At 37.6% G+C, this 20,236-nt stretch carries 15 protein-coding genes and 3 pseudogenes; 3 read left to right on the top strand and 15 right to left on the bottom strand.

The genetic code is table 11. The annotated features are described in order from the left end of the window. Nucleotides 1–76: 76 nt before the first annotated feature. The 10 genes and pseudogenes from ndk to uvrB form a co-directional block, all read right to left on the bottom strand. Nucleotides 77–499, bottom strand: a pseudogene (gene ndk, locus HMPREF2542_RS04970) (nucleoside-diphosphate kinase). 77 nt (nt 500–576) lie between these two features. Then, nucleotides 577–1,527 (bottom strand): CPBP family intramembrane glutamic endopeptidase, encoded by a 951-nt coding sequence (locus HMPREF2542_RS04965; RefSeq protein ID WP_058669582.1) that lies wholly within the window; start codon nt 1,525–1,527, stop codon nt 577–579. Then, entirely contained in the window at nt 1,527–2,165 is a 639-nt protein-coding gene (locus HMPREF2542_RS04960) for a TIGR01906 family membrane protein (RefSeq protein ID WP_058669583.1), read from the bottom strand. Before HMPREF2542_RS04960 ends, HMPREF2542_RS04965 begins: the two co-directional genes overlap by 1 nt. Beyond that, nucleotides 2,155–2,928 (bottom strand): TIGR01457 family HAD-type hydrolase, encoded by a 774-nt coding sequence (locus HMPREF2542_RS04955; protein ID WP_070484451.1) that lies wholly within the window; start codon nt 2,926–2,928, stop codon nt 2,155–2,157. Before HMPREF2542_RS04955 ends, HMPREF2542_RS04960 begins: the two co-directional genes overlap by 11 nt. Nucleotides 2,929–3,021: 93 nt before the next feature. After that, on the bottom strand, nt 3,022–3,648 hold the full coding sequence (locus tag HMPREF2542_RS04950; RefSeq protein ID WP_049476364.1) for an NUDIX hydrolase N-terminal domain-containing protein: 627 nt from the start codon (nt 3,646–3,648) through the stop codon (nt 3,022–3,024). Then, nucleotides 3,635–4,375: an acyl-[acyl-carrier-protein] thioesterase gene (locus tag HMPREF2542_RS04945; protein WP_049480998.1), complete on the bottom strand. Its 741-nt coding sequence runs from the start codon at nt 4,373–4,375 to the stop codon at nt 3,635–3,637. The genes HMPREF2542_RS04950 and HMPREF2542_RS04945 overlap by 14 nt, the downstream gene beginning before the upstream one ends. A 3-nt stretch (nt 4,376–4,378) precedes the next feature. Beyond that, entirely contained in the window at nt 4,379–5,509 is a 1,131-nt protein-coding gene (gene hemW, locus HMPREF2542_RS04940) for a radical SAM family heme chaperone HemW (RefSeq protein WP_058669585.1), read from the bottom strand. Between the two features lie 202 nt (nt 5,510–5,711). Next, nucleotides 5,712–6,262: pseudogene (locus tag HMPREF2542_RS04935) on the bottom strand (DUF1697 domain-containing protein). A gap of 36 nt (nt 6,263–6,298) precedes the next feature. Further along, nucleotides 6,299–6,795 (bottom strand): annotated as a pseudogene (locus tag HMPREF2542_RS04930) (GNAT family N-acetyltransferase). Between the two features lie 22 nt (nt 6,796–6,817). Then, a complete protein-coding gene (uvrB, locus tag HMPREF2542_RS04925) occupies nt 6,818–8,806 on the bottom strand; it encodes an excinuclease ABC subunit UvrB (RefSeq protein ID WP_070484449.1) in 1,989 nt (662 codons plus the stop codon). A gap of 194 nt (nt 8,807–9,000) precedes the next feature. Here uvrB and HMPREF2542_RS04920 point away from each other — a divergent pair, with 194 nt between their 5' ends. From HMPREF2542_RS04920 to HMPREF2542_RS04910, 3 genes are all read left to right on the top strand, one after another. Next, nucleotides 9,001–11,178, top strand: a complete 2,178-nt coding sequence (locus HMPREF2542_RS04920; RefSeq protein ID WP_058669586.1) for an ABC transporter substrate-binding protein/permease — start codon at nt 9,001–9,003, stop codon at nt 11,176–11,178. Further along, nucleotides 11,178–11,918, top strand: coding sequence for an amino acid ABC transporter ATP-binding protein (locus HMPREF2542_RS04915; RefSeq protein WP_003032251.1), 741 nt, complete (start codon nt 11,178–11,180; stop codon nt 11,916–11,918). Before HMPREF2542_RS04920 ends, HMPREF2542_RS04915 begins: the two co-directional genes overlap by 1 nt. A 375-nt stretch (nt 11,919–12,293) precedes the next feature. Beyond that, nucleotides 12,294–13,829 (top strand): ATP-binding cassette domain-containing protein, encoded by a 1,536-nt coding sequence (locus tag HMPREF2542_RS04910; protein WP_058669587.1) that lies wholly within the window; start codon nt 12,294–12,296, stop codon nt 13,827–13,829. A gap of 117 nt (nt 13,830–13,946) precedes the next feature. Here HMPREF2542_RS04910 and HMPREF2542_RS04905 read toward each other — a convergent pair whose 3' ends face one another. The 5 genes from HMPREF2542_RS04905 to yihA all read right to left on the bottom strand — a co-directional run bounded on the left by HMPREF2542_RS04905 (nt 13,947) and on the right by yihA (nt 20,227). After that, nucleotides 13,947–15,695 (bottom strand): ABC transporter ATP-binding protein, encoded by a 1,749-nt coding sequence (locus HMPREF2542_RS04905; RefSeq protein WP_058669588.1) that lies wholly within the window; start codon nt 15,693–15,695, stop codon nt 13,947–13,949. Then, entirely contained in the window at nt 15,685–17,421 is a 1,737-nt protein-coding gene (locus HMPREF2542_RS04900) for an ABC transporter ATP-binding protein (RefSeq protein ID WP_070484446.1), read from the bottom strand. Before HMPREF2542_RS04900 ends, HMPREF2542_RS04905 begins: the two co-directional genes overlap by 11 nt. A 213-nt stretch (nt 17,422–17,634) precedes the next feature. Next, the gene (locus tag HMPREF2542_RS04895; RefSeq protein WP_070484443.1) at nt 17,635–18,432 is read right to left on the bottom strand and encodes a formate/nitrite transporter family protein; all 798 of its coding nucleotides are present in this window, start codon (nt 18,430–18,432) and stop codon (nt 17,635–17,637) included. A gap of 175 nt (nt 18,433–18,607) precedes the next feature. Further along, nucleotides 18,608–19,315: a glucosaminidase domain-containing protein gene (locus HMPREF2542_RS04890; protein ID WP_058669590.1), complete on the bottom strand. Its 708-nt coding sequence runs from the start codon at nt 19,313–19,315 to the stop codon at nt 18,608–18,610. Nucleotides 19,316–19,639: 324 nt separating this feature from the next. After that, a complete protein-coding gene (gene yihA / locus HMPREF2542_RS04885; protein WP_003068868.1) occupies nt 19,640–20,227 on the bottom strand; it encodes a ribosome biogenesis GTP-binding protein YihA/YsxC in 588 nt (195 codons plus the stop codon). Between the last annotated feature and the right edge of the window lie 9 nt (nt 20,228–20,236).

Here is a 20,236-nt window from a genome sequence, read left to right as displayed (position 1 = left end):
GAATCTTATAATAAAAAAGAGAGAATAACAGCGATTAATGTAGTTCTTCTCTCAATTCACATTTATATTTATTGCTTCATTCTTCATCGAACCAAAGGGCAATTTCTCGTTTAGCTGATACTTCAGAATCTGAACCATGGACAACATTTTGAATCGTTGCACCATCCTCAGCTGCTTGCGCAAAATCCCCACGAATCGTCCCTGGTAGAGCTTCTTCTGGACGAGTAGCACCCATCATGTGACGCCAACCTGAAATCACTTGATTACCCGATAGCACACCAATAATCAAAGGCCCACTTGTCATATACTCACGAATTGCGGGGTAAAACTCTTTTGTTAATAAGAGCTTCATAATGCTGATCAATTATATGGTTTGGAACATTCGTTCTCATTTCTAATCGTTCAATTTTATAACCACGTCGTTCCACGCGCTTCAGTACTTCTCCAACCAAACCACGTTTTATACCATCTGGCTTTATAATAAAAATGTTTGTTCCATGATTGACACACTCCTCTTTTATTACCTTTATTTTATCATAAATGAAAGAAAGTTGAAAGTCCTTTCAAAACTCTCTTTTATAAATGCCTTATCAATGTCAACGATGTTAGACACATAAAAAATACGAAGAGCCAAAACCAGACCGAGCGGAAAGCTTGCCGATATGTTCCTGGATATGCACGATTTCTCCGTACATACCTTTTTATATCTGTTTTATTTTTAAATAGGAAAATGACTGCGATGCTTGCACCAATTAGCAGGATAAACAAATGCAAGGCACCTCCTACATCGTCTGGCAAAAAAGAATAGAGATAAGTTAATCCTTCTCCGATAATTAAATTGTTAAAAATATGAAAAATCATTGCCCAGAAAATAGAATACTCCAAGGTCACATAAGAGAAGATCATTCCAACAAAAGTTGCAAAAACGAACTGCGGGAGATTACCATGAAATAAACCAAATAAGAGTGAAGACATCAGAATTGCAAAGATTTTTCCATATTTTTCAAACGTTCTTAAACCTGCCCCACGGAAAATCAATTCTTCTGAAACAGGTCCAAAAAAGCTTGCATACAAAAACATAGAAACACTATCTGAACCTGTCGAAGCTGATTCGACAGCTTTAAGCATAGTAAAACCAAATAAATTAAAGATTGTTTCAAAAATCTGATTAAACAAGACGAACCCTAATTGACCTAAAAGCAAGAAAGATAAGACTATCCCAAACGTTTTTGAAGTCATGGCTCTTTTCTGCATTCGTAAATCAGACTTAAATAATTTTCCATCCCGATACAGCCAAAAGATAAAAACTCCTGCACAGACAGCAATCAAATAATAACTGCCGTCTCGTTCCATAAAATTTTCCGTTACTTTTTGAATTTTTTCAAGATTGCCAGAATAACGAATAGCTTGAAATAAGGTTACAATCGTTTGATAAATCAGACTAATCATTGCCATTACGGCCACATATAGTAGACATAAAGCAGAGAATAAACCAATATCTTTTCTTACTTGCTGATTTGTTTGCATCAGTTTCCTTTCTTTTTCAAATAACTTTTTTTACTCCAGCTATAGAGTAACAATGCGAATCCTTCATAAAGGGCAAAAAATAATAGAAAAGTATGGCGGAAAAATTCTTCCGGTAAAATCCAAATCACTGGATCTTTCCTAGGATCAAAGAGCCAAGTATTGTCTCCAACAAATAAAATCTTATGAAAGAGAGTAAAAAACGCATCAAATCCGATTCCAAATGCGATAGCTCCAACAATAATTGGCAGGCAAACAATACTCAAAACGGCCTTTGAAAAAACAGATAAATAACCTTTTTTAATTATATGTTTTACAAACAAATAAACTACCGGTAAGGTTGCTAGGAAAACAATCTGAACCAGATGAAAAAGATATTTCACAGTTTGGAAATGATGCAATCCTGCTGCTGATGAGTGAAAATCGGGCATTGAGAGTTTTTGCTGGAATGGATTGGTTAGGTAATTCATCAAAATATTAAAATTGTACTGAATCGCCGAGGATTTGAGATAAACTTTATTTTCTAAGTGTAACCAAGAAATTTCCAAAGGATAAAACAACCAAGTGAGATAAATCGTCAATAAAATCGTAGCTGCTAAAAGACAGAGCATGCTCAACCAAAAGATCAGTTTAGTGCGCATCAAAATCCCACTCCGCTAAGCTAGAAAGTACATAATCTGGTTGGATTGGTAAGTCTGCTACCTCTTCTGGACGAGTAAAGCCAGTTGTCACCAAAAGTGTAGGAATACCGTTATCAATCCCAGCTCGAATATCCGTAAGATAGTTATCCCCAACCATTATCACTTCTTTATATGGCAATCCAAGACGTTCAACAGCTTTTTCCATAATAATAGCATTTGGCTTACCTATATAAACAGGTTTTGCGCGAGTTGCTGCTTCAATTAAAGTGATAATTGAGCCGGCCCCAGGCATGAGACCACGCTCTGTCGGAATATTAAGGTCAGGGTTGGTTCCTACAAAATGGGCTCCCTTTTGGATAGCTAAAGTAGCAATCGATAATTTTTCATAATCTACTTCCCAATCCAACCCAACAACTACATAATCCGGATTGTCGGTGTCTTCGATATAACCAGCTTCTGAAATAGCATTTTTAAGTCCAGCCTCGCCAATAACATAGACTTTCTTTCCTAGATTTTTATCATTTAAATAATCAATCGTTGCCAAAGTTGCTGTATAAATCGTTTCAATAGGTGTTTTAACATTGAATTGTTCCGCCAACATAGCCTGAACAGTCTCGGGTGTACGTGTTGTATTATTCGTCACAAATAAATATGGAATGTTGCGCCGTTGCAACTCATGTACAAAAGCTTCACCCGCAGGAATACGTTCTTTTCCTCTATAAATTGTTCCGTCTAAATCAATTAAATAGCCTTTATAAGTCACTCATTTTCTCCTCTAATTTAAAAGCTTAAATACTCCTCTAATCTATATAAATTGAAAATAGTTTTCTATTTCAACTTTTAAATCTATACTTTATTAATCAAATCGGGTTTCCCAGTTATTGGATGCCTGCGCCTCAAAACACATTGCAATTTGTTGAGTAGTCGTTTTAGATTCAGATAATGCTGGCAATGCATCTAAAGCAAAATAACCACAAGCTATCGTCTCAGCATTTGCTCTAAACTCCCCACCTAAGCTCGTACACAAAACAAATATTTTGGTAATGTGATGTACTGAGGTAGAGTTTCCTGGATTATTTTTATGTTTATCTAAAACGGCAATCAGTTTGTCTGCCTGAACTTCTAAACCTGCCTCTTCTCTTACTTCTTTTATTGTATTGTCCTTTACAGACTGATCCACATCACACCATCCGCCCGGCAAAGCCCATAGTCCGTTTTTTTCTTGAACAAGCAAAATCATATTGTCTTTAAAAATTGCTGCACGTGTATCCAATTTCGGTGTTTGATAACCCGTTTCATTACAAAACAGATCTTTTACTTTTTCAAGTGGCATACCAGAAGGAGTGACTAGCATTTCAGCTGCAATCTGACGAATCTCCTGAAATCGCTCAATATCAAATTCATCCTTACTATAGGCTAATCCATTTTGTGCTAAAGTTTGCAAACGAGTTGCCCATTCTAACCATTTACTATCTTCTGTCATCACAACTTCTCCATATTATACTTGCCTGGGCATTGATATCACCATCGCTAGAAATCTGATGATTACTCTCCAAGCCCTCCAAATCATAGCTAGAGGTAATTTGTCCGCCAGGTCGTACCTCCTTGACATACTTAAGATGAATTTTTCTAGGAATATGTTTCATGAGAAAATCTGCACCCATAACCTCAAAAATCCAGTCCAAATACTTACTGTTATTAACATGGCCGTTCATATCTAAATCGTAAAAGCGGACATGGTAATCTTTGCTAATTGATTCTTTCAAATCTGGATACTTTGGTCCACGAATCAATTTTTTAGAAAACTCTGCTTCATAAGGTGCAACAATCTTTGGCTCTACTGCATGCACTTTTCTACTATCTCTATCCATAAGGACAAAAGTAGCCAACATATTAATAATAGCATTTCCCGCTTCATCATAAATAGTAAACCGACGATAACAGAATAAACGATTATATGACAAAGCTTCTGTTTCAATCGTCATTTCTTCCCCAAATTTAGGCAGCCGTACTACATCAATATCATAATCCGTGATAATCCAGACTAGATTATATTTTTCCAGCATAGCTTTATCACTAATCCCCAAATCAATGGACTGCAGCCCTGATACCTGTAAGGATAGCAAAATGACATCAGGTAGTTTGATATGACCGTTCATATCTGCCATATCAAAAGGAATTTTCATTTTCATTTGATAAGTTAAACCCATAATTTACTCCAATATAAATTTCTCTGCGACTGTATCGCCCAAAAAAAGACCTTTTTTGGTCATACGGACAATGTCCCTGTCAGGTACTAAGAGCCCTTTCTCTGTCAGTTCTGTTACAACTTGACCGTACTGCCGATCAAAAGAAACACCAAATTTTTCCTCAAAGCGTTGTTTAGAAATACCTGACTTCTTGCGCAATCCCAAAAACATTTCTTCTTCCATCATCTCTTGCTTGCTAAGGCGTTCCTCACTCACACGGGCATTACCTTTTTCGACCGCCTCTAAGTAATGACGGATGGGACCATGATTCTTGTAGCGAACTCCATTGACATAACCAGATGCTCCGGCTCCAACACCAAAATATTCCGCATTATCCCAGTACATAAGATTATGTCGACTCTCAAAACCTGGTTTAGAAAAATTGGAAATCTCATAGTGCTCAAAACCAACTTTTTCTAACTCCTCAATGATGTATTCAAACATCTCTGCTTCTAAATCTTCTTTAGGCAGAGGGAGTTTTCCACGTCGCATCCGATTCATAAAAACCGTGTGATTTTCTAAAATTAAGCTGTAAAGACTCATGTGAGGAATATCTAGCGCAACAGCCTTGGCTACATTTTCTCGTACATTATCCATAGTTTGCTTGGGCAGCGCATAGATCAAATCAATCGAGATATTGTCAAATCCAGCCAGCTTCAGATTAGCGATGTTTTCATAGATATCTTTTTCTAAATGACTGCGACCAATTTGCTTGAGCATGCCATCGTCAAAAGTCTGAACACCTAAAGATACCCTATTCACAGGTGAAACCTTTAAAACAGCAATCTTATCCGGATCCAAATCCCCTGGATTGGCTTCAATAGTCAGTTCTTCTAACAATGACAAATCCAGCTTTTTCGTCAGCTCTGCCAATAAAAACTCCAGCTGCTTCGCTGAAAGAGCTGTCGGTGTCCCACCACCGATATAAAGCGTTTGTAAATGCTTTATATCATAAGAAGTATATTCTTGAAGCAAGTGCTCTAAGTAGGCATCAACTGGCTGATTTTTGATAAAAACCTTAGAAAAGTCACAATAATAACAAATTTGAGTACAAAACGGAATGTGTACATAGGCAGAAGTTGGTTTGGTATACATAGCATTTATTATAGCATAATTTTAGTATATAGATGTTTCAAAGTTCACACTAAAATACATAGGTCTCCTATCAATATATTCTTGCTCAACAACGAAAATACCATAAGTGATAAAAACGTTCAACTTAATTCGTTACTTCAACTTGAACTTTTTTCAAATAATAAATTTGTTAGCAAAAAGGAGACCAAAATCTATCAATTATTCATTTTTGAATTGTACCTACCAACTCCACTATCTTCTGGAAAGTCTTGCCGTTTCGGATAGTCAGCTGCTTGTAAAAACTAGACTTAAGCAGTTTCTTATGGTAGTTGGACTTGAGATAGTCCGCTTGGTCAGCATTGCTATAAAAGAAAGCCGTCTGCCCAAAATGCAGTTGCTCCTTGTCATTCGCCCAGCTGCCTGCCAGCTCTTGAACACTCTCCCTGTCTGTCTCCGGCAGATAAAAGAGAACATCTCGCCGAAAGGCTGTTTCATCCTGCCACCAAGCAGGAAGATTGGCTGTTTCTTTTTGAAGCATGGCAGAGCTGACAAGGACGAAAGACAGGGGAAAATCATAAGATTGACTAAAATAAGCCGACAAGATCTCCCGAATCCTCTCCTCCTGCTCCTCGCTATCAAAGAAAAGATTGCCGCTGTTGATGTAAGAAACTGGATTTTCAAAACCCAACCCAGCCAAATCTTTCTTCAAATCAGCCATAACGACCTTATTTTTCCGCCGACATTGATGCCACGGAGTAAAAGCGCATAACGCATATAGTGCTCCTTACAAATATATCTATTATTATTAAACTAACTGTTAGAGTTTCTAATGTAAATCATCCGTTTTTCTTTCACGGCTTTTCCTAGGTTAATGACCTTTTCCTGACCGTCAAAAACAAAACCCATTTTTTCATAAAAAGCGATGGCACGTTTGTTATCTTCTAAAACCCATAATATAATCTCTTGATAACCATCCAAGGCAGCAAAAGCAGCCTGTATGACTGCCGTCCTACACCCTTGCCATAATAATCTTTTAAGACATACAAGGCGAAAATTTCACCCGCTATCGTAGCTGAATCTCGAAAATCACCGTTGCTAACAAAGCCAACCACTTTAGCATCATTCAAGGCAATCAAGGTATTTTCAGGATGCTTTTGACTATAAAATCGGCACTTATCTAAAGTCATCTGCTCTTGAAATTCCGCAGGTAAAATCTCATCATAAGCTTCACGCCATGTCTGCCAATGAACTCTGGACTTCCCTTCTATCTCCTCAGCTGTTTCCATTGCTTTGATAGTGATGTCCATTTGCTTTCCTCCTTGAAATCCCTCAGTCCATCGCCTTTATCTCTAAAATCATATCGCGAATCTGTGCAGCCAGTTCGAAGTCGAGAAGTCCTGCAGCTTCTTGCATCTGGCCTTCCAGTTTCTTGATCATATCCCTGCGCTCTTGCTTGTTGAGGCTTTCGATTTCAACGACTTCTTCTTTGTCTGGCAGGACAGATTTGGTTACACTGATCAGGTCACGAATTTCTTTCTGGATTGTTTGCGGTACAATACCATGTTCTTCATTATAAGCCATCTGAATTTGACGGCGGCGAGCGGTCTCGTCCATAGCCTTCTGCATAGAGTCAGTCACCGTGTCAGCATACATGATGACATGACCCTCACTGTTGCGGGCAGCCCGACCAATGGTTTGGATCAAACCACGCTCATTTCGTAAGAAACCTTCTTTGTCTGCATCAAGGATAGCAACCAGACTGACCTCTGGTACATCAATTCCCTCGCGCAGCAGATTGATCCCGACCAGGACATCAAAGACACCCAGGCGCAAGTCACGGATAATCTCAGTCCGCTCCAATGTCTTGATATCCGAGTGCATGTACTTGACTTTAACTCCCATTTCTTTAAAGTAATCTGTCAAATCTTCTGCCATCTTTTTAGTCAACGTTGTGATAAACGTTCGCTCATTCTTTTCAACACGCGCATTGATTTCACCTAAAAGATTATCTATTTGTCCCATAGTCGGACGCACTTCGACTGCTGGATCCAGAAGTCCAGTTGGTCGAATAATCTGCTCAATTACTGTATCCGTTTGTTCTCGCTCATAGTCACCCGGTGTCGCAGATACATAGACAATCTGATGAACATGACTTTCAAACTCCTCCCGACGCAGCGGACGATTGTCCAAGGCAGACGGCAGGCGGAAACCATAATTGACCAGCATTTCCTTCCGCGAGCGGTCACCATTGTACATCCCTTTAATCTGCCCCATCGTCATATGACTTTCATCAATCATGATGAGAAAATCATCTGGGAAGAAATCAAGCAAGGTATAAGGTGGCTCACCTTCGCTGCGCCCATCCATGTGACGAGAATAGTTCTCAACACCGTTGGTATAGCCCATCTCACGGAGCATCTCAATATCATACTCCGTACGCTGTTTCAATCGTTGGGCTTCCAAGAGCTTTCCTTCCTTTTCAAAGATAGCCAGCTGTTGCTCCAGCTCGGCCTGAATCTTGGCAATGGCAATCTCCATATTTTCGTCATTTGTCATAAAGTGAGTAGCTGGGAAAATTGCTAAATGATCCACTTCACCCAAAACTTGTCCTGTCAACGCTTCCACTTCTCGAATACGGTCAATTTCATCACCAAAAAATTCTACTCGAAAGGCATGCTCATCACGAGAAGCCGGAAAAATTTCTACTACATCACCACGCACCCGGAATTTCCCCCGCTGAAAATCAATATCATTACGCTCAAACTGGATATCTACCAGATCATTGAGTAGCTTATCTCGGGAAATTTCTAGACCAGGACGCAAACTGACCACGCTATCGGAGTATTCCTTAGGAGATCCCAGACCATAAATGCAGCTGACTGACGCCACAACAATCACATCGTTGCGCTCTAAGAGAGCAGAGGTTGCTGAGTGACGAAGTTTATCAATCTCATCATTGACCGAGCTATCCTTTTCAATATAAGTATCACTGGAAGGCACATAAGCCTCCGGTTGGTAATAGTCATAGTAAGACACGAAGTATTCGACCGCATTGTCAGGAAAAAACTCCTTAAACTCGCCATAGAGCTGACCAGCCAGAGTTTTATTATGAGCGATGACTAAGGTCGGTTTATTGACCTTTTGAATAACCTGACTCATAGTATAAGTCTTCCCTGTTCCTGTCGCTCCCATGAGAATTTGAGCTTTTTCACCGCCTTCAATATTATCCACTAATTGCTCAATGGCTTGTGGTTGATCACCTGAAGGCTCATACTTGGAGATCAATTTAAATTTATTGTCTGTAATTCTGTTTATCATATAATACCTCTTTCTACTATTTTAACATAAGTATCATCATTTCAAATTTCTGAGCTTATTACCTTATATTTTATCCCTTAGATATACAAATTGAAAATTTATATGTCATAAAATCTAACATAAAAAACAAAAAATATTTGCCTTTTGAAGATATTTTTGATATAATTTAAAAATATTATTTAAAGGAGAGACTCATGAAGAAAAAAATCATAGCTTTTTTGTTAGCTTTACTACCACTACTTGCTACAACTAATATCCATGCAGATGCAATCAAAGTAGTATCGGATACAGCCTATGCACCTTTTGAGTTTAAAGATTCCGATCAAACTTACAAAGGTATTGACGTAGATATTATCAATAAAGTCGCTGAACTAAAAAGTTGGAACATCAATATGACTTTCCCTGGATTTGATGCAGCGGTCAATGCTGTTCAATCTGGTCAGGCAGATGCTATCATGGCTGGAATGACAAAAACCAAAGACCGTGAAAAAGTCTTCACCATGTCTGATACTTATTATGATACAAAAGTTGTCATCGCAACGACTAAAACAAATACGATTAGTAGTTATTCACAATTAAAAGGAAAAACTGTTGGGGTTAAAAACGGAACTGCTTCTCAACGTTTTTTGGAAAAAATCAAAGACAAATATAAATTTAATCTTAAAACTTTTGATACGACTGATTTGACTTATAATAGTTTGAATTCTGGTTCAATTGATGCTATGATGGATGATCAGCCTGTTATTGAATATGCTATCAAGCAAGGCCAAAACTTAAAAATTTCTATGAAAGGGGAAGCTGTTGGTAGCTTTGCGTTTGGTGTCAAAAAAGGAAGCAAGTATGAATATCTAGTAACGGAATTCAATGAAGCGCTTGCTCAAATGAAAAAAGATGGTTCTCTTGATAAAATCATCTCAAAATGGACAGGATCTACAAAGGCAACTAGTTCCACTCCAGATACTACTACTCCTGCTGGCAAAAAAGCAACTCCTGTCAAAGCAAAATATACCATTGCTAGCGACTCTTCCTTTGCACCATTCGTTTTTCAAGATAGTAATAACAAATATACTGGGATTGACATGGATTTGATAAAAGCTATCGCCAAAGACCAAGGTTTCACGATCGAAATCACAAATCCTGGTTTTGACGCTGCTTTAAATGCTGTACAATCTGGACAAGCCGATGGAATGATTGCAGGGATGTCTGTAACAGATGCTCGTAAAGAGACCTTTGATTTCTCAGAACCATATTATACTGCAAACGCTATCCTTGCCGTCAAAGAATCAAGTACAATTGCTTCTTATAAAGACTTGAAAGGTAAAACAATCGGTGTTAAAAACGGAACTGCTTCACAAACTTTCTTAACAAAAAATCAAAGTAAATATGATTACAAAATCAAAACATTCTCTGATGCTTCTTCTATGTATGACAGTCTAAACTCTGGTTCTGTGGATGCCGTTATGGATGACGAACCTGTTGTTAAATACTCCATTAGCCAAGGCCAAAAACTGAAAACACCAATCAAAGGAACTCCTATTGGAGATACTGCTTTTGCCGTAAAAAAGGGTAGTAATCCTGAATTGATCCAAATGTTTAATAATGGTTTAGCAAATATCAAAAAAAATGGTCAGTATCAAAAAATTCTTGATAAGTATTTAAAGAAATCAAACTCAAATACTAGCTCTTCAGACAATACAGTTGATGAAACAACCATTTGGGGGCTCCTCCGAAATAACTACAAGCAATTGTTAAGTGGTCTTGGAATTACTTTGGCACTCGCACTTCTGTCATTTGCAATCGCTATGGTCATCGGAATCATCTTTGGGATGTTTAGTGTAAGTCCTGTTAAAGCACTCCGCATTATCTCAGAAGTCTTCGTAGATGTTATTCGTGGGATCCCACTTATGATTCTAGCAGCCTTTATCTTCTGGGGCATCCCAAACCTTATTGAATCAATGACAGGTCATCAAAATCCAATTAACGATTTTGTAGCTGGCACGATTGCTCTTTCACTCAATGCTGGAGCTTACATTGCAGAAATCGTTCGTGGTGGGATTCAAGCTGTTCCAGCTGGACAAATGGAAGCCAGTCGCAGTCTTGGTATTTCTTATTCCAAGACAATGAGAAAGATTATTCTGCCACAAGCAACAAAAATCATGTTACCAAATTTCGTCAATCAATTTGTGATTGCTTTGAAAGATACAACAATTGTTTCCGCCATTGGTCTTGTCGAACTTTTCCAAACAGGTAAAATCATCATTGCTCGTAACTACCAAAGTTTCAAAATGTATGCTATCCTAGCAGTTTTTTATCTGATTATCATTACTCTTTTGACTAGACTTGCAAAACGCTTAGAAAAGAGGATTAAATAATGGCTAAGTTAAAAATTGATGTCAACGATTTACATAAATACTATGGGGAAAATGAAGTTCTAAAAGGAATCACAACCAAATTCTATGAAGGGGATGTCGTTTGTATCATCGGACCTTCAGGTTCAGGAAAATCAACCTTTCTTCGCAGTTTAAATCTCCTTGAGGAAGTAACAAGTGGAACCATCACTGTGGACGGATTTGATTTGACCAATAAAAACACAGATGTTGATCTAGTTCGTGAAAATATCGGTATGGTTTTCCAACACTTCAATCTCTTCCCTCACATGACCGTTTTAGAAAACATCACCTTTGCACCTGTCGAGCACAAACGAATGACACAAGCCGAAGCTAAAAAACTCGGTATGGAGCTATTAGAAAAAGTCGGTCTCTCTGATAAAGCTGATGCCATGCCAGATAGCCTCTCAGGTGGACAAAAACAACGTGTTGCAATTGCACGGGGACTTGCTATGAATCCTGATATTATGCTCTTTGACGAACCTACTTCTGCTCTTGATCCTGAAATGGTTGGAGATGTTCTCAATGTTATGAAAGAATTGGCCAAGCAAGGCATGACTATGATTATCGTAACTCATGAAATGGGGTTCGCTCGCCAAGTAGCCAATCGTGTCATCTTTACGGCTGACGGAGAGTTTTTAGAAGACGGTAAACCCGACCAAATCTTTGATAATCCACAGCACCCACGTCTAAAGGACTTCTTAGATAAAGTCTTGAATGTGTAATAACACTCCATCCCGAAAATTGTTTCGGGATTTTTTATATTCGTATTTAATTTATTCCTAATTGAAAACTTAACTCAGGTCTTTTTTGACATTAAATCACTTTTTTGTTATATTAAAATCAATGAAATTCGGAGGTAAGGAGCTTATGTACAAGAAATCTATTGCTTAAAGGAAACTTTATCTAGTAGATTTTTTGTTGTGCTCTTGCTCATTTTCAAAGAAGACATTTTTACTTCTCAAGGCTAAATATATCCATCGCAAACTACTTGCTTTGCAATATTTGTTAGCAACTCAAAAGCAAAAACAGCTCTACTAGGTAAATAGGGCTGTTTTTCTTAGCTCTAAAATGACAATGAACATCATAAGGAGACATATATGCTACAAATTCGATATTTAACCATTACACATTTAAAAGACTTCAAAAACATGGTTAGTGATTTGTCACTCACTGTTAATACAAGTGATAAAATTGCCATTATCGGGGAAGAAGGAAATGGAAAATCTACTCTTCTCAAACTACTCATGAATGACGCACTTGTTTCGGACTATGTTAGTTATACGGGAGAGATTCAAAAAAGCTATAATCGTTATGCTTATTTGCCGCAAAGTTTACCTAAAAATGAAAGAAAACTCTCCCTTAACGACTATTTTTTTGGAGATGTGGAAGTAGACCTAGATTACAACAAACTTTACCGCTTTGCACAAGAATTAAAGTTTGACAGTCAACGTTTTACTAGTCAGCAAACCTTAGCCTCTTTATCTGGTGGCGAACTATTAAAAATTCAACTTTTAAAAATCCTCTCTACTGATTGGGACCTTCTCTTTTTAGATGAACCTTCTAATGATTTAGATCTAGATACTCTGATATGGCTAGAAAATTTTCTCCAAAATACACCTCGAACAGTTATCTTCGTTTCACATGATGAAAGTCTTTTGAGCCATGTAGCGACAAAAATCATTCATTTGGAATTGATTAAGAAAAAACAGGAAGCTCGAACGACTGTGAGGAATCTGGATTATGAGAATTATAGCCAAGAGAGACAGGAGACATTTAAAAAGCAAACAAAAGATGCAAAAAAAGAACGAGAAGAATATCAAAAAGCAATGGCAAAACACCAGCGAGTCAAACAAAGTGTGGAGCATGTCTTGCGTCATACTCATGACAGTACAGCTGGTAGATTACTAGCCAAAAAAATGAAAAATATTCTCTCGCAAGAAAAACGTTTTAATCGAGAAGCCACTAAAATGACAGAGTTGCCAACACAAGCAGATGCTATCATTCTGGAATTTCCTGCCGTTTCCCCTCTTCCATCGACAAAAAGAGTACTTACTATCCAACAAATGTGTTTAAAGATAGAAAAGCATATCTTAGTACGAAATATTAACTTTGAACTTTTGGGACAGGAGAAGATTGGGATTATTGGTAAAAATGGTATCGGTAAATCTACTTTTCTCAAAGAACTGCGACATCTACTGAAAGAAAAGAGAGGCATTACACTAGGATATATGCCTCAAAACTATCATGATATTTTAAACGAAGTCGATTCTCCAATAGATTTTCTAACATCCACAGGAGAGGCTATTGAGCGAGAAAAAATCCTCACACACCTAGCCAGTCTGCAATTCACACGCAACGAAGTACATCATCCCATTTTTCAACTGTCTGGTGGACAAAAGGCCAAATTGTTGTTGCTAAAAATGGTATTAGATCAGGCAAATGTCTTGTTATTAGATGAACCAACACGTAACTTTTCTCCTACTTCGCAGCCACAAATTCGAAAACTTTTTACAAGCTATACCGGAGCTTTTATTACTGTTTCTCATGACCGTACTTTTCTAAAAGAAGTCTGTCAGAAAATTTACTACCTGACTGACACTGGACTAGAGCAAGTAAGGAAAGAACAATTATAAGTTTTGAAAACTATATGACAGTTTACACTAAAAACAAGATGTGAGAAAATGTGATAATGATCCTTTGAATTTGTCTCAAATAGTATATCATTCCCTAAGTTTTTCCATTTGTTAATTTTAAATAACCAAACTTCCCTGCGCTGTCTGCATTTGATAATACATACCTTTCGCTTGCATCAACTCCTGATGACTACCATGTTCGACAATATCACCATCAACCAAAACCAAGATGATATCTGCATTTTGAATAGTAGACAGACGATGAGCAATGATAAAACTGGTTCTTCCTACCATTAGCTTATTAAAAGCTTCTTGAATAAGCACTTCGGTTCGTGTATCAATGGATGAAGTTGCTTCGTCTAAAATTAAGATTTTAGGTACAGCTAGAAAAACACGCGCAATCGTCAATAACTGCCGTTGTCCTTGTGATAAAGAGTCACCTGCGTCCGCTAGATAAGTGTCATAACCATTCGGTAATTGCTGAATAAAAAAATGTGCATTCGCTGCTTTAGCAGCTGCTATCACTTCTTCTCGACCCGCTTCTGGTCGCCCAAAAGCAATATTATCATGGATCGTGGTCTTTTTCAGCCACGTTTCTTGTAACACCATGCCAAACTGCCGGCGGAAGGACACTTGAGTATAATTTGTAATATCTCGATCGTCTAGCTTTATCTTGCCCGCATCCACATTATAAAATCGCATCAGAAGATTGATCAAGGTAGACTTTCCTGCGCCAGTTGGACCAACAATAGCAACTTTACTTCCCGCAGGAATCGTCATATTTAAATCATGAATCAAGGACTTGTTTTTTTCATAACCAAAACATATATGTTCAAAATGAATAGCTCCAAAGACAGTCTCACTCGTAAGTTCTTCTTTTCCAGTTTCCACAACTTCTTTTTCATCTAAAATCATGTACAAGCGCTCTGCACAGGCAAGGGCGCTTTGTAATTCGGCCATGACAGACGAAATATCGTTGAAAGGCTTGGTGTATTGGTTGACATAATTTAAAAATGTCACTAATTGTCCGACCGTAAAGCTAGAGCCATTGAAGATACGAGCTGCACCAAATCCTACAATCATCGCATAGATAAGAGCATTTACAAAACGCGTTGCTGGATTGACAGTCGAGGAATAGAAAATCGCTTCCTGAGAATAATCCGCATAGCTTTCATTCCCCTTTGTAAAGTTCGCAATGAACTGCTCTTGAGCATTAAAACTTTGAATCAAACTTTCCTGAGAGAGACTTTCTTCGATAAATTGTGTCTGAAGCCCCCGAGCTGTTGTCTGTTTTTGAAACAACTTGTAGCTTTTACGAGCGATAAAATTCGCAATCAGCATAGATAAGGGAGTTAATAGCAAGACCAATGCCATCATGAAAAAGTCAATCCTTGCCATTGTCACAATCGTTACAAAAATGGTCAACACACCCACAAAAAACTGATTGAAGACCATGAGCAGACCATTATTTAGCTGCTCCACGTCCGTCGTCAAGCGGCTCACTAAATCACCACTCCCTTGACGATCAAGATAAGCTAAGGGAAGGCGATGAATCTTTTGAATGACAGCGTCCCGAAGTTTCTGACTATAGCTATAAATCAACTGATTATAGATTAAAGGATTAAACCACTGAATTGCTGTATTAGCAACAATCACCATGCTCATTTTAGAAAGAATTGGAAACAAATGCTGACTTGCATCGGGAAGTAAAACACTATCAACTGCATTTCCAATTAAAATCGGCAAATAAATGGTCAAGGCAACCTGAATAATCGTTCCAACTGTGGCTAATAGGAAAAGCCAACGTTGCTGTAATAAGTCACTTGCAAGGCGTTGCAAACTACTTTTAGAATATCTAGTTTTCATGCTTTTCCTCCCTGCTATGTTGTGAGAGATGAATTTCTCGATAAATATCGCTCGTTTGAAGCAAATCTTCATGTGTGCCAAGAGCGACCTGTTGTCCTTTATTCAAGACAAGTATCTGATCAGCTGAACGCAAGCTATTGGTTCGTTGAGAAATTAAAATCAAACTGGTGTTTTTTAATTCGCCTTTAATAGCCTGCAATAGTTTAGCTTCTGTTAAATAATCAAGTGCCGAAGTAGAATCATCCAATACAAGAAATGGAGCCTTTTGTAAAATAGCTCGCGCAATCGTGAGACGCTGACGCTGTCCGCCAGAAAAATTGCGTCCAAAAGCTTCTACCACCGCATCTAGCTGGTCTTCTTTTTCTCGTACAAAATCACTAGCTTGCGCAATGTCAAGAGCCCACCAAAGCTGTTTATCACTAACATCGCCGTCCAATCCCAAAGATAAATTTGAGCGAATGGTTCCTCGAAATAATTCTGCCTTTTGTGGTACTAAACTTATCCAAGAACGCCATTCTTTCAGATTTCGAGGACTTCGATTATTTCTAAAAATAGCCAACTGACCTGCATCTGCCTCATACAAATGTGCCAACAGCTGCACCAGAGTTGATTTCCCTGAGCCTGTTCCTCCAATCACCCCCAAAGTCTGACCAGCTAGCAAGTCAAACGAAATATTTTCCAAGGATGGACTAGCAGCTTGTGGATATGTAAATGTGACATTTTGAGCAGAAATAGATTGATCACTCACAGAGTAAACAATCGGTAACTCTGCCAGAACATCTTCTCCCTCCTGTTCGAAAACCTCTTGGATTCGTCCAGCGCTGATGTAACTTTGGTTCAAAGAAGTAATGAGCATCGCCAATTTCAACAGTTCTATCAAAATTTGCAAAAGGTAATTGACCAAAGCAACTAATTTCCCTTGCGTCAGCAAATCCTGTCCAATAGCCAGATGACCATGCCAAATAACCATGATCAGCGTACTATTTACCACTAAAAAAGTCAACGGACTAATCAAGCTAGACAATATTCCTGTTTTTATCTGCCAAGTCTTATAATTTTCATTGATATTTTGAAATTCCTGAATTTCTTTAGTTGTTTGTCCAAAAGCACGGATAACATGCACACCTTGTAATTGTTGACGTGTCATATTGACAATTTTATCTGTAATTGGGCGAATTTTAGCGTAAAGCGGATTAACCAAACGTGACATGATGTAGATAATAGCGGTTAAGACTACAACCATCAGCAAAAACCACAGCGTAATACTTGGACTAATCAAAAATGCCATGATGATCGAGCCAAAAACAATAATCGGCGCACGTAAAAACAGACGAAGAAATTGATTAATACCAGTTTGAATTTGATAAGTATCACTTGTCAAACGAGTAACCAAACTAGATGCTGTCAGGTTATCTCGCTGAGCTTTTGGCAAACGCATAATTTTTTGATATAAATCTTTGGTCAATCGACGCGTAAATCCTACCGCTGCTCTTGAGGAATAATATTGGGCAATAATCGCCACCCCAACACCAAACGATGCTAGGACAACCAATAAAAAGACCATGATATAAAGATGTGTACTATCTTTTTCAGGGATTATTTGGTCAACAATTGTCGCAATTAAAATTGGCACCAATAATTCAAAACTGGCTTCTAACAATTTAAAAAGCGGTCCTAACAGGGATTCCCTCACATAACCTTTAAAATATTTCAATAAATCTTTCATGAAATCTCTTTTCTCATCTAAAACTAGTTCTATTTTATCATAATCTACCTTGCTCTGCGATTTGTTGGCGGATACAGTCAAATTGCATGCCTTTTATCATGGCAACAGATTTTAATTCTTTCTTTTTTTGAAGCAAATAAAAAGAAGAGAAACATTTCCATCCTCTTCTTCTACTTTTTTGAACACATATTTATATGCACGAACGGTCTATTTTCAATCTACATAAGTAGTTTCGTCTTTATTTAAAAAAGCATAGGACAAACCAATCAAAAGCCCTCCACCAATCCAATTAGCTAAAAAAGTAACGCTAAAATGCCTGAAAATATTTAAAAGATTAAAAACCTCTATTTGCCCAGCAATTTTATTAAAAACTACTAAAGAAAATGATGCAAAATTCGCTGCCAAGTGCTCATTGGTTAAAAAAACAAACATATAAATGGCAGAAATCACAATCAGAATTTTTGCAGTTGAATTTTTCAACAACAAATAAGATAGAATTGCAATATTAACAAAAATATTGGCAACAATCCCTTCAAAAATGACGAGCTGATTAGGACGAGACAATTTATGCTCTGCTATCCCAGCTAGAAAACTCTTTGATGTGAGATGAGTAAATTCACTAGTTTGATTAAAGATAAAACCAATAAAAAGAGCACCTACTAAATTAAAAAATGTACAATATAGTAAAATGAGCAAAGCTTTTTTCCAATTTATCTTCTTCAAAAAGGTTCCCGCCGTTAAATACATCATATTTGAAGTAGTTAATTCAGCATTTAAAAAGAGAATGTAAACTAATCCCCAAGCAAAAATAAACGGAAAAACAAAACGTCCAGTCCCAGAAGCAAATCCATTCATTAGGTCTGCTACAATAACTCCCGCCGCTGTACTCAGTGTTAAAAATGCCCCTGCAAACATCGAACGAATTGCATACTTCGCTTTGCTCCTGTTAAATAATTCTTCCTTTTTGTAACACGCATATTCAATTTTTGAAATAAATAACGATTCTGACATTCTCATCTCCCCTTGTTTTTTGTCATAAAAACGATGTGTTCATTATATCACAAACTTTTAGTTATGGGAAACGTTTTCTTTATAGATCCATAAAGATAGACGAATAAACTAATTTCATCACCGAACAAAAAAGATTGGGATAAAAATCCCAATCTCTCTCATCTAATTACAAATATTATCGACGACGATTCGCCCAAGCAACATCCAAATTTAACACTTCCTGTGTTGTATATTGTTGACGATAAGGATTGTAGACCTTGTTAGATGCTGTAGCGCTAGTTGTTTGCGTACCTGGTACATCGTATTGTGTCAAATTATACTGTTGAATCAAATTATTTAGCTTGACGTTATAGCTTGTATCCGTCGCATAAATCCCTGTCAAAGCTGCTGTCGCATTCATATAACTGGTCGTATTACTCTTCCAAGCATAGGTATAGCGACTATGCTTTAAAATTGCTACATAGTCTTGCAAAGATTCAAAATAACTCGGATACGATCTAAACTCTGCATTGATCTTATAAGTATTTCCTTTCCCATCATCTTCTAGCGTAGGCATTGTAGCAGATTGACCAGCGTATTGACCTTTAATTCCAAATAAATTGTGATGAGGGGCAGCTGATAAAGCAGAACGTCCAGAATTGCTTTCCAAAATGGCCTGTGCAATCATAACGGAAGCATATAAATCGTTTGCTTGACCCAATTGACGAGCAGTTTCACCAATTTGTGAAATAAACACTTCTGTTTGGGTCAAGGGACGTTGGTAAGCCTCATCATTGGCACTAGCTGGGCGAATTTGCTTGGATAAAAATGCACTAACTAATAAAGTAACAGCCACCAAAACCAGAACTGTTAAAACTCTTTTTTTCAATTTTTTCTTTCTCATAGTTCATTTCTCCAGTATAATATATGTTTGATTATAACATAAAATCCTCGTTACTTAGTTACAATTTGGTGACAGATTCATTATAAAGGCGATAGAACAGAACTAAAAATTTTTACTTTTTCGTTCGTAGTTCCAGTTCCGCGAAAATGATTAGAAACTTTTTGAAGTCTAAAAGACAAACAAAGTTGAGACTTGCTTCGCAAGTCCTATCTGCAACCTCAAAGCAGTGCGTTGAGCAATCAGCTACCGTATCACGTGTCAAAAGATATTTCTAACGAAAAAGCAAGACCGGGATTTTTTGTCCCAGCCTCTTTTCTTTCATTCCTAAATTTTTTCCAAAATCGCATCCCAAGCCGCATCTAAACCATCTTTGTTTACAGATGAAAAAATAAGAAAATCATCATTTTTATCAAAATCTAACCTTTTTTTAATGACCGATTCATGCTTGTTCCATTTACTGCGTGGAATTTTGTCTGCTTTTGTAGCTACAACGATGACGGGTATCTCATAGTATTTTAGAAATTCATACATTTGCACATCATCTGCACTTGGCTCATGCCGAAAATCCACTAAACTTACAACTGCTCTGAGATTTTCCCTAGTCGTCAGATACTCCTCAATCATTCTACCCCACTTAGCTCGTTCTGTCTTAGAAACTTTGGCATAGCCATAGCCTGGGACATCCACAAACCGAAGTTGATTGTCAATGTTGAAGAAATTCAGCAGCTGCGTTTTCCCTGGCTTACCAGAAGTTCGCGCTAAGTTTTTTCGATTTAATAATGTATTGATAAAAGAAGATTTTCCAACATTGGATCGCCCAGCAAGAGCAATTTCAGGAATCTCATCCTGAGGATAATGAGATTTGTTGGCTGCACTCAACAAAATTTCCGCATTGTGCGTATTAATTTCCATACAACACCT

This window comes from Streptococcus sp. HMSC034B05 (assembly GCF_001809055.1).
In the GTDB taxonomy this organism is placed as follows: Bacteria; Bacillota; Bacilli; order Lactobacillales; family Streptococcaceae; genus Streptococcus; species Streptococcus constellatus.
This window is presented reverse-complemented; position numbering and strand designations above follow the sequence as displayed.

Bases quoted from the DNA above. Each gene is read 5' to 3' on its own strand.
- HMPREF2542_RS04905 (WP_058669588.1), bottom strand. From the start codon at position 15,695: ATGAAAACTAGATATTCTAAAAGTAGTTTGCAACGCCTTGCAAGTGAC.
- yihA (WP_003068868.1), bottom strand. From the start codon at position 20,227: ATGGAAATTAATACGCACAATGCGGAAATTTTGTTGAGTGCAGCCAAC.
- HMPREF2542_RS04890 (WP_058669590.1), bottom strand. From the start codon at position 19,315: ATGAGAAAGAAAAAATTGAAAAAAAGAGTTTTAACAGTTCTGGTTTTG.
- HMPREF2542_RS04945 (WP_049480998.1), bottom strand. From the start codon at position 4,375: ATGGGTTTAACTTATCAAATGAAAATGAAAATTCCTTTTGATATGGCA.
- hemW (WP_058669585.1), bottom strand. From the start codon at position 5,509: ATGTATACCAAACCAACTTCTGCCTATGTACACATTCCGTTTTGTACT.
- HMPREF2542_RS04910 (WP_058669587.1), top strand. From the start codon at position 12,294: ATGCTACAAATTCGATATTTAACCATTACACATTTAAAAGACTTCAAA.
- HMPREF2542_RS04965 (WP_058669582.1), bottom strand. From the start codon at position 1,527: ATGCAAACAAATCAGCAAGTAAGAAAAGATATTGGTTTATTCTCTGCT.
- HMPREF2542_RS04950 (WP_049476364.1), bottom strand. From the start codon at position 3,648: ATGACAGAAGATAGTAAATGGTTAGAATGGGCAACTCGTTTGCAAACT.
- HMPREF2542_RS04900 (WP_070484446.1), bottom strand. From the start codon at position 17,421: ATGAAAGATTTATTGAAATATTTTAAAGGTTATGTGAGGGAATCCCTG.
- HMPREF2542_RS04915 (WP_003032251.1), top strand. From the start codon at position 11,178: ATGGCTAAGTTAAAAATTGATGTCAACGATTTACATAAATACTATGGG.
- HMPREF2542_RS04920 (WP_058669586.1), top strand. From the start codon at position 9,001: ATGAAGAAAAAAATCATAGCTTTTTTGTTAGCTTTACTACCACTACTT.
- HMPREF2542_RS04960 (WP_058669583.1), bottom strand. From the start codon at position 2,165: ATGCGCACTAAACTGATCTTTTGGTTGAGCATGCTCTGTCTTTTAGCA.
- uvrB (WP_070484449.1), bottom strand. From the start codon at position 8,806: ATGATAAACAGAATTACAGACAATAAATTTAAATTGATCTCCAAGTAT.
- HMPREF2542_RS04895 (WP_070484443.1), bottom strand. From the start codon at position 18,432: ATGTCAGAATCGTTATTTATTTCAAAAATTGAATATGCGTGTTACAAA.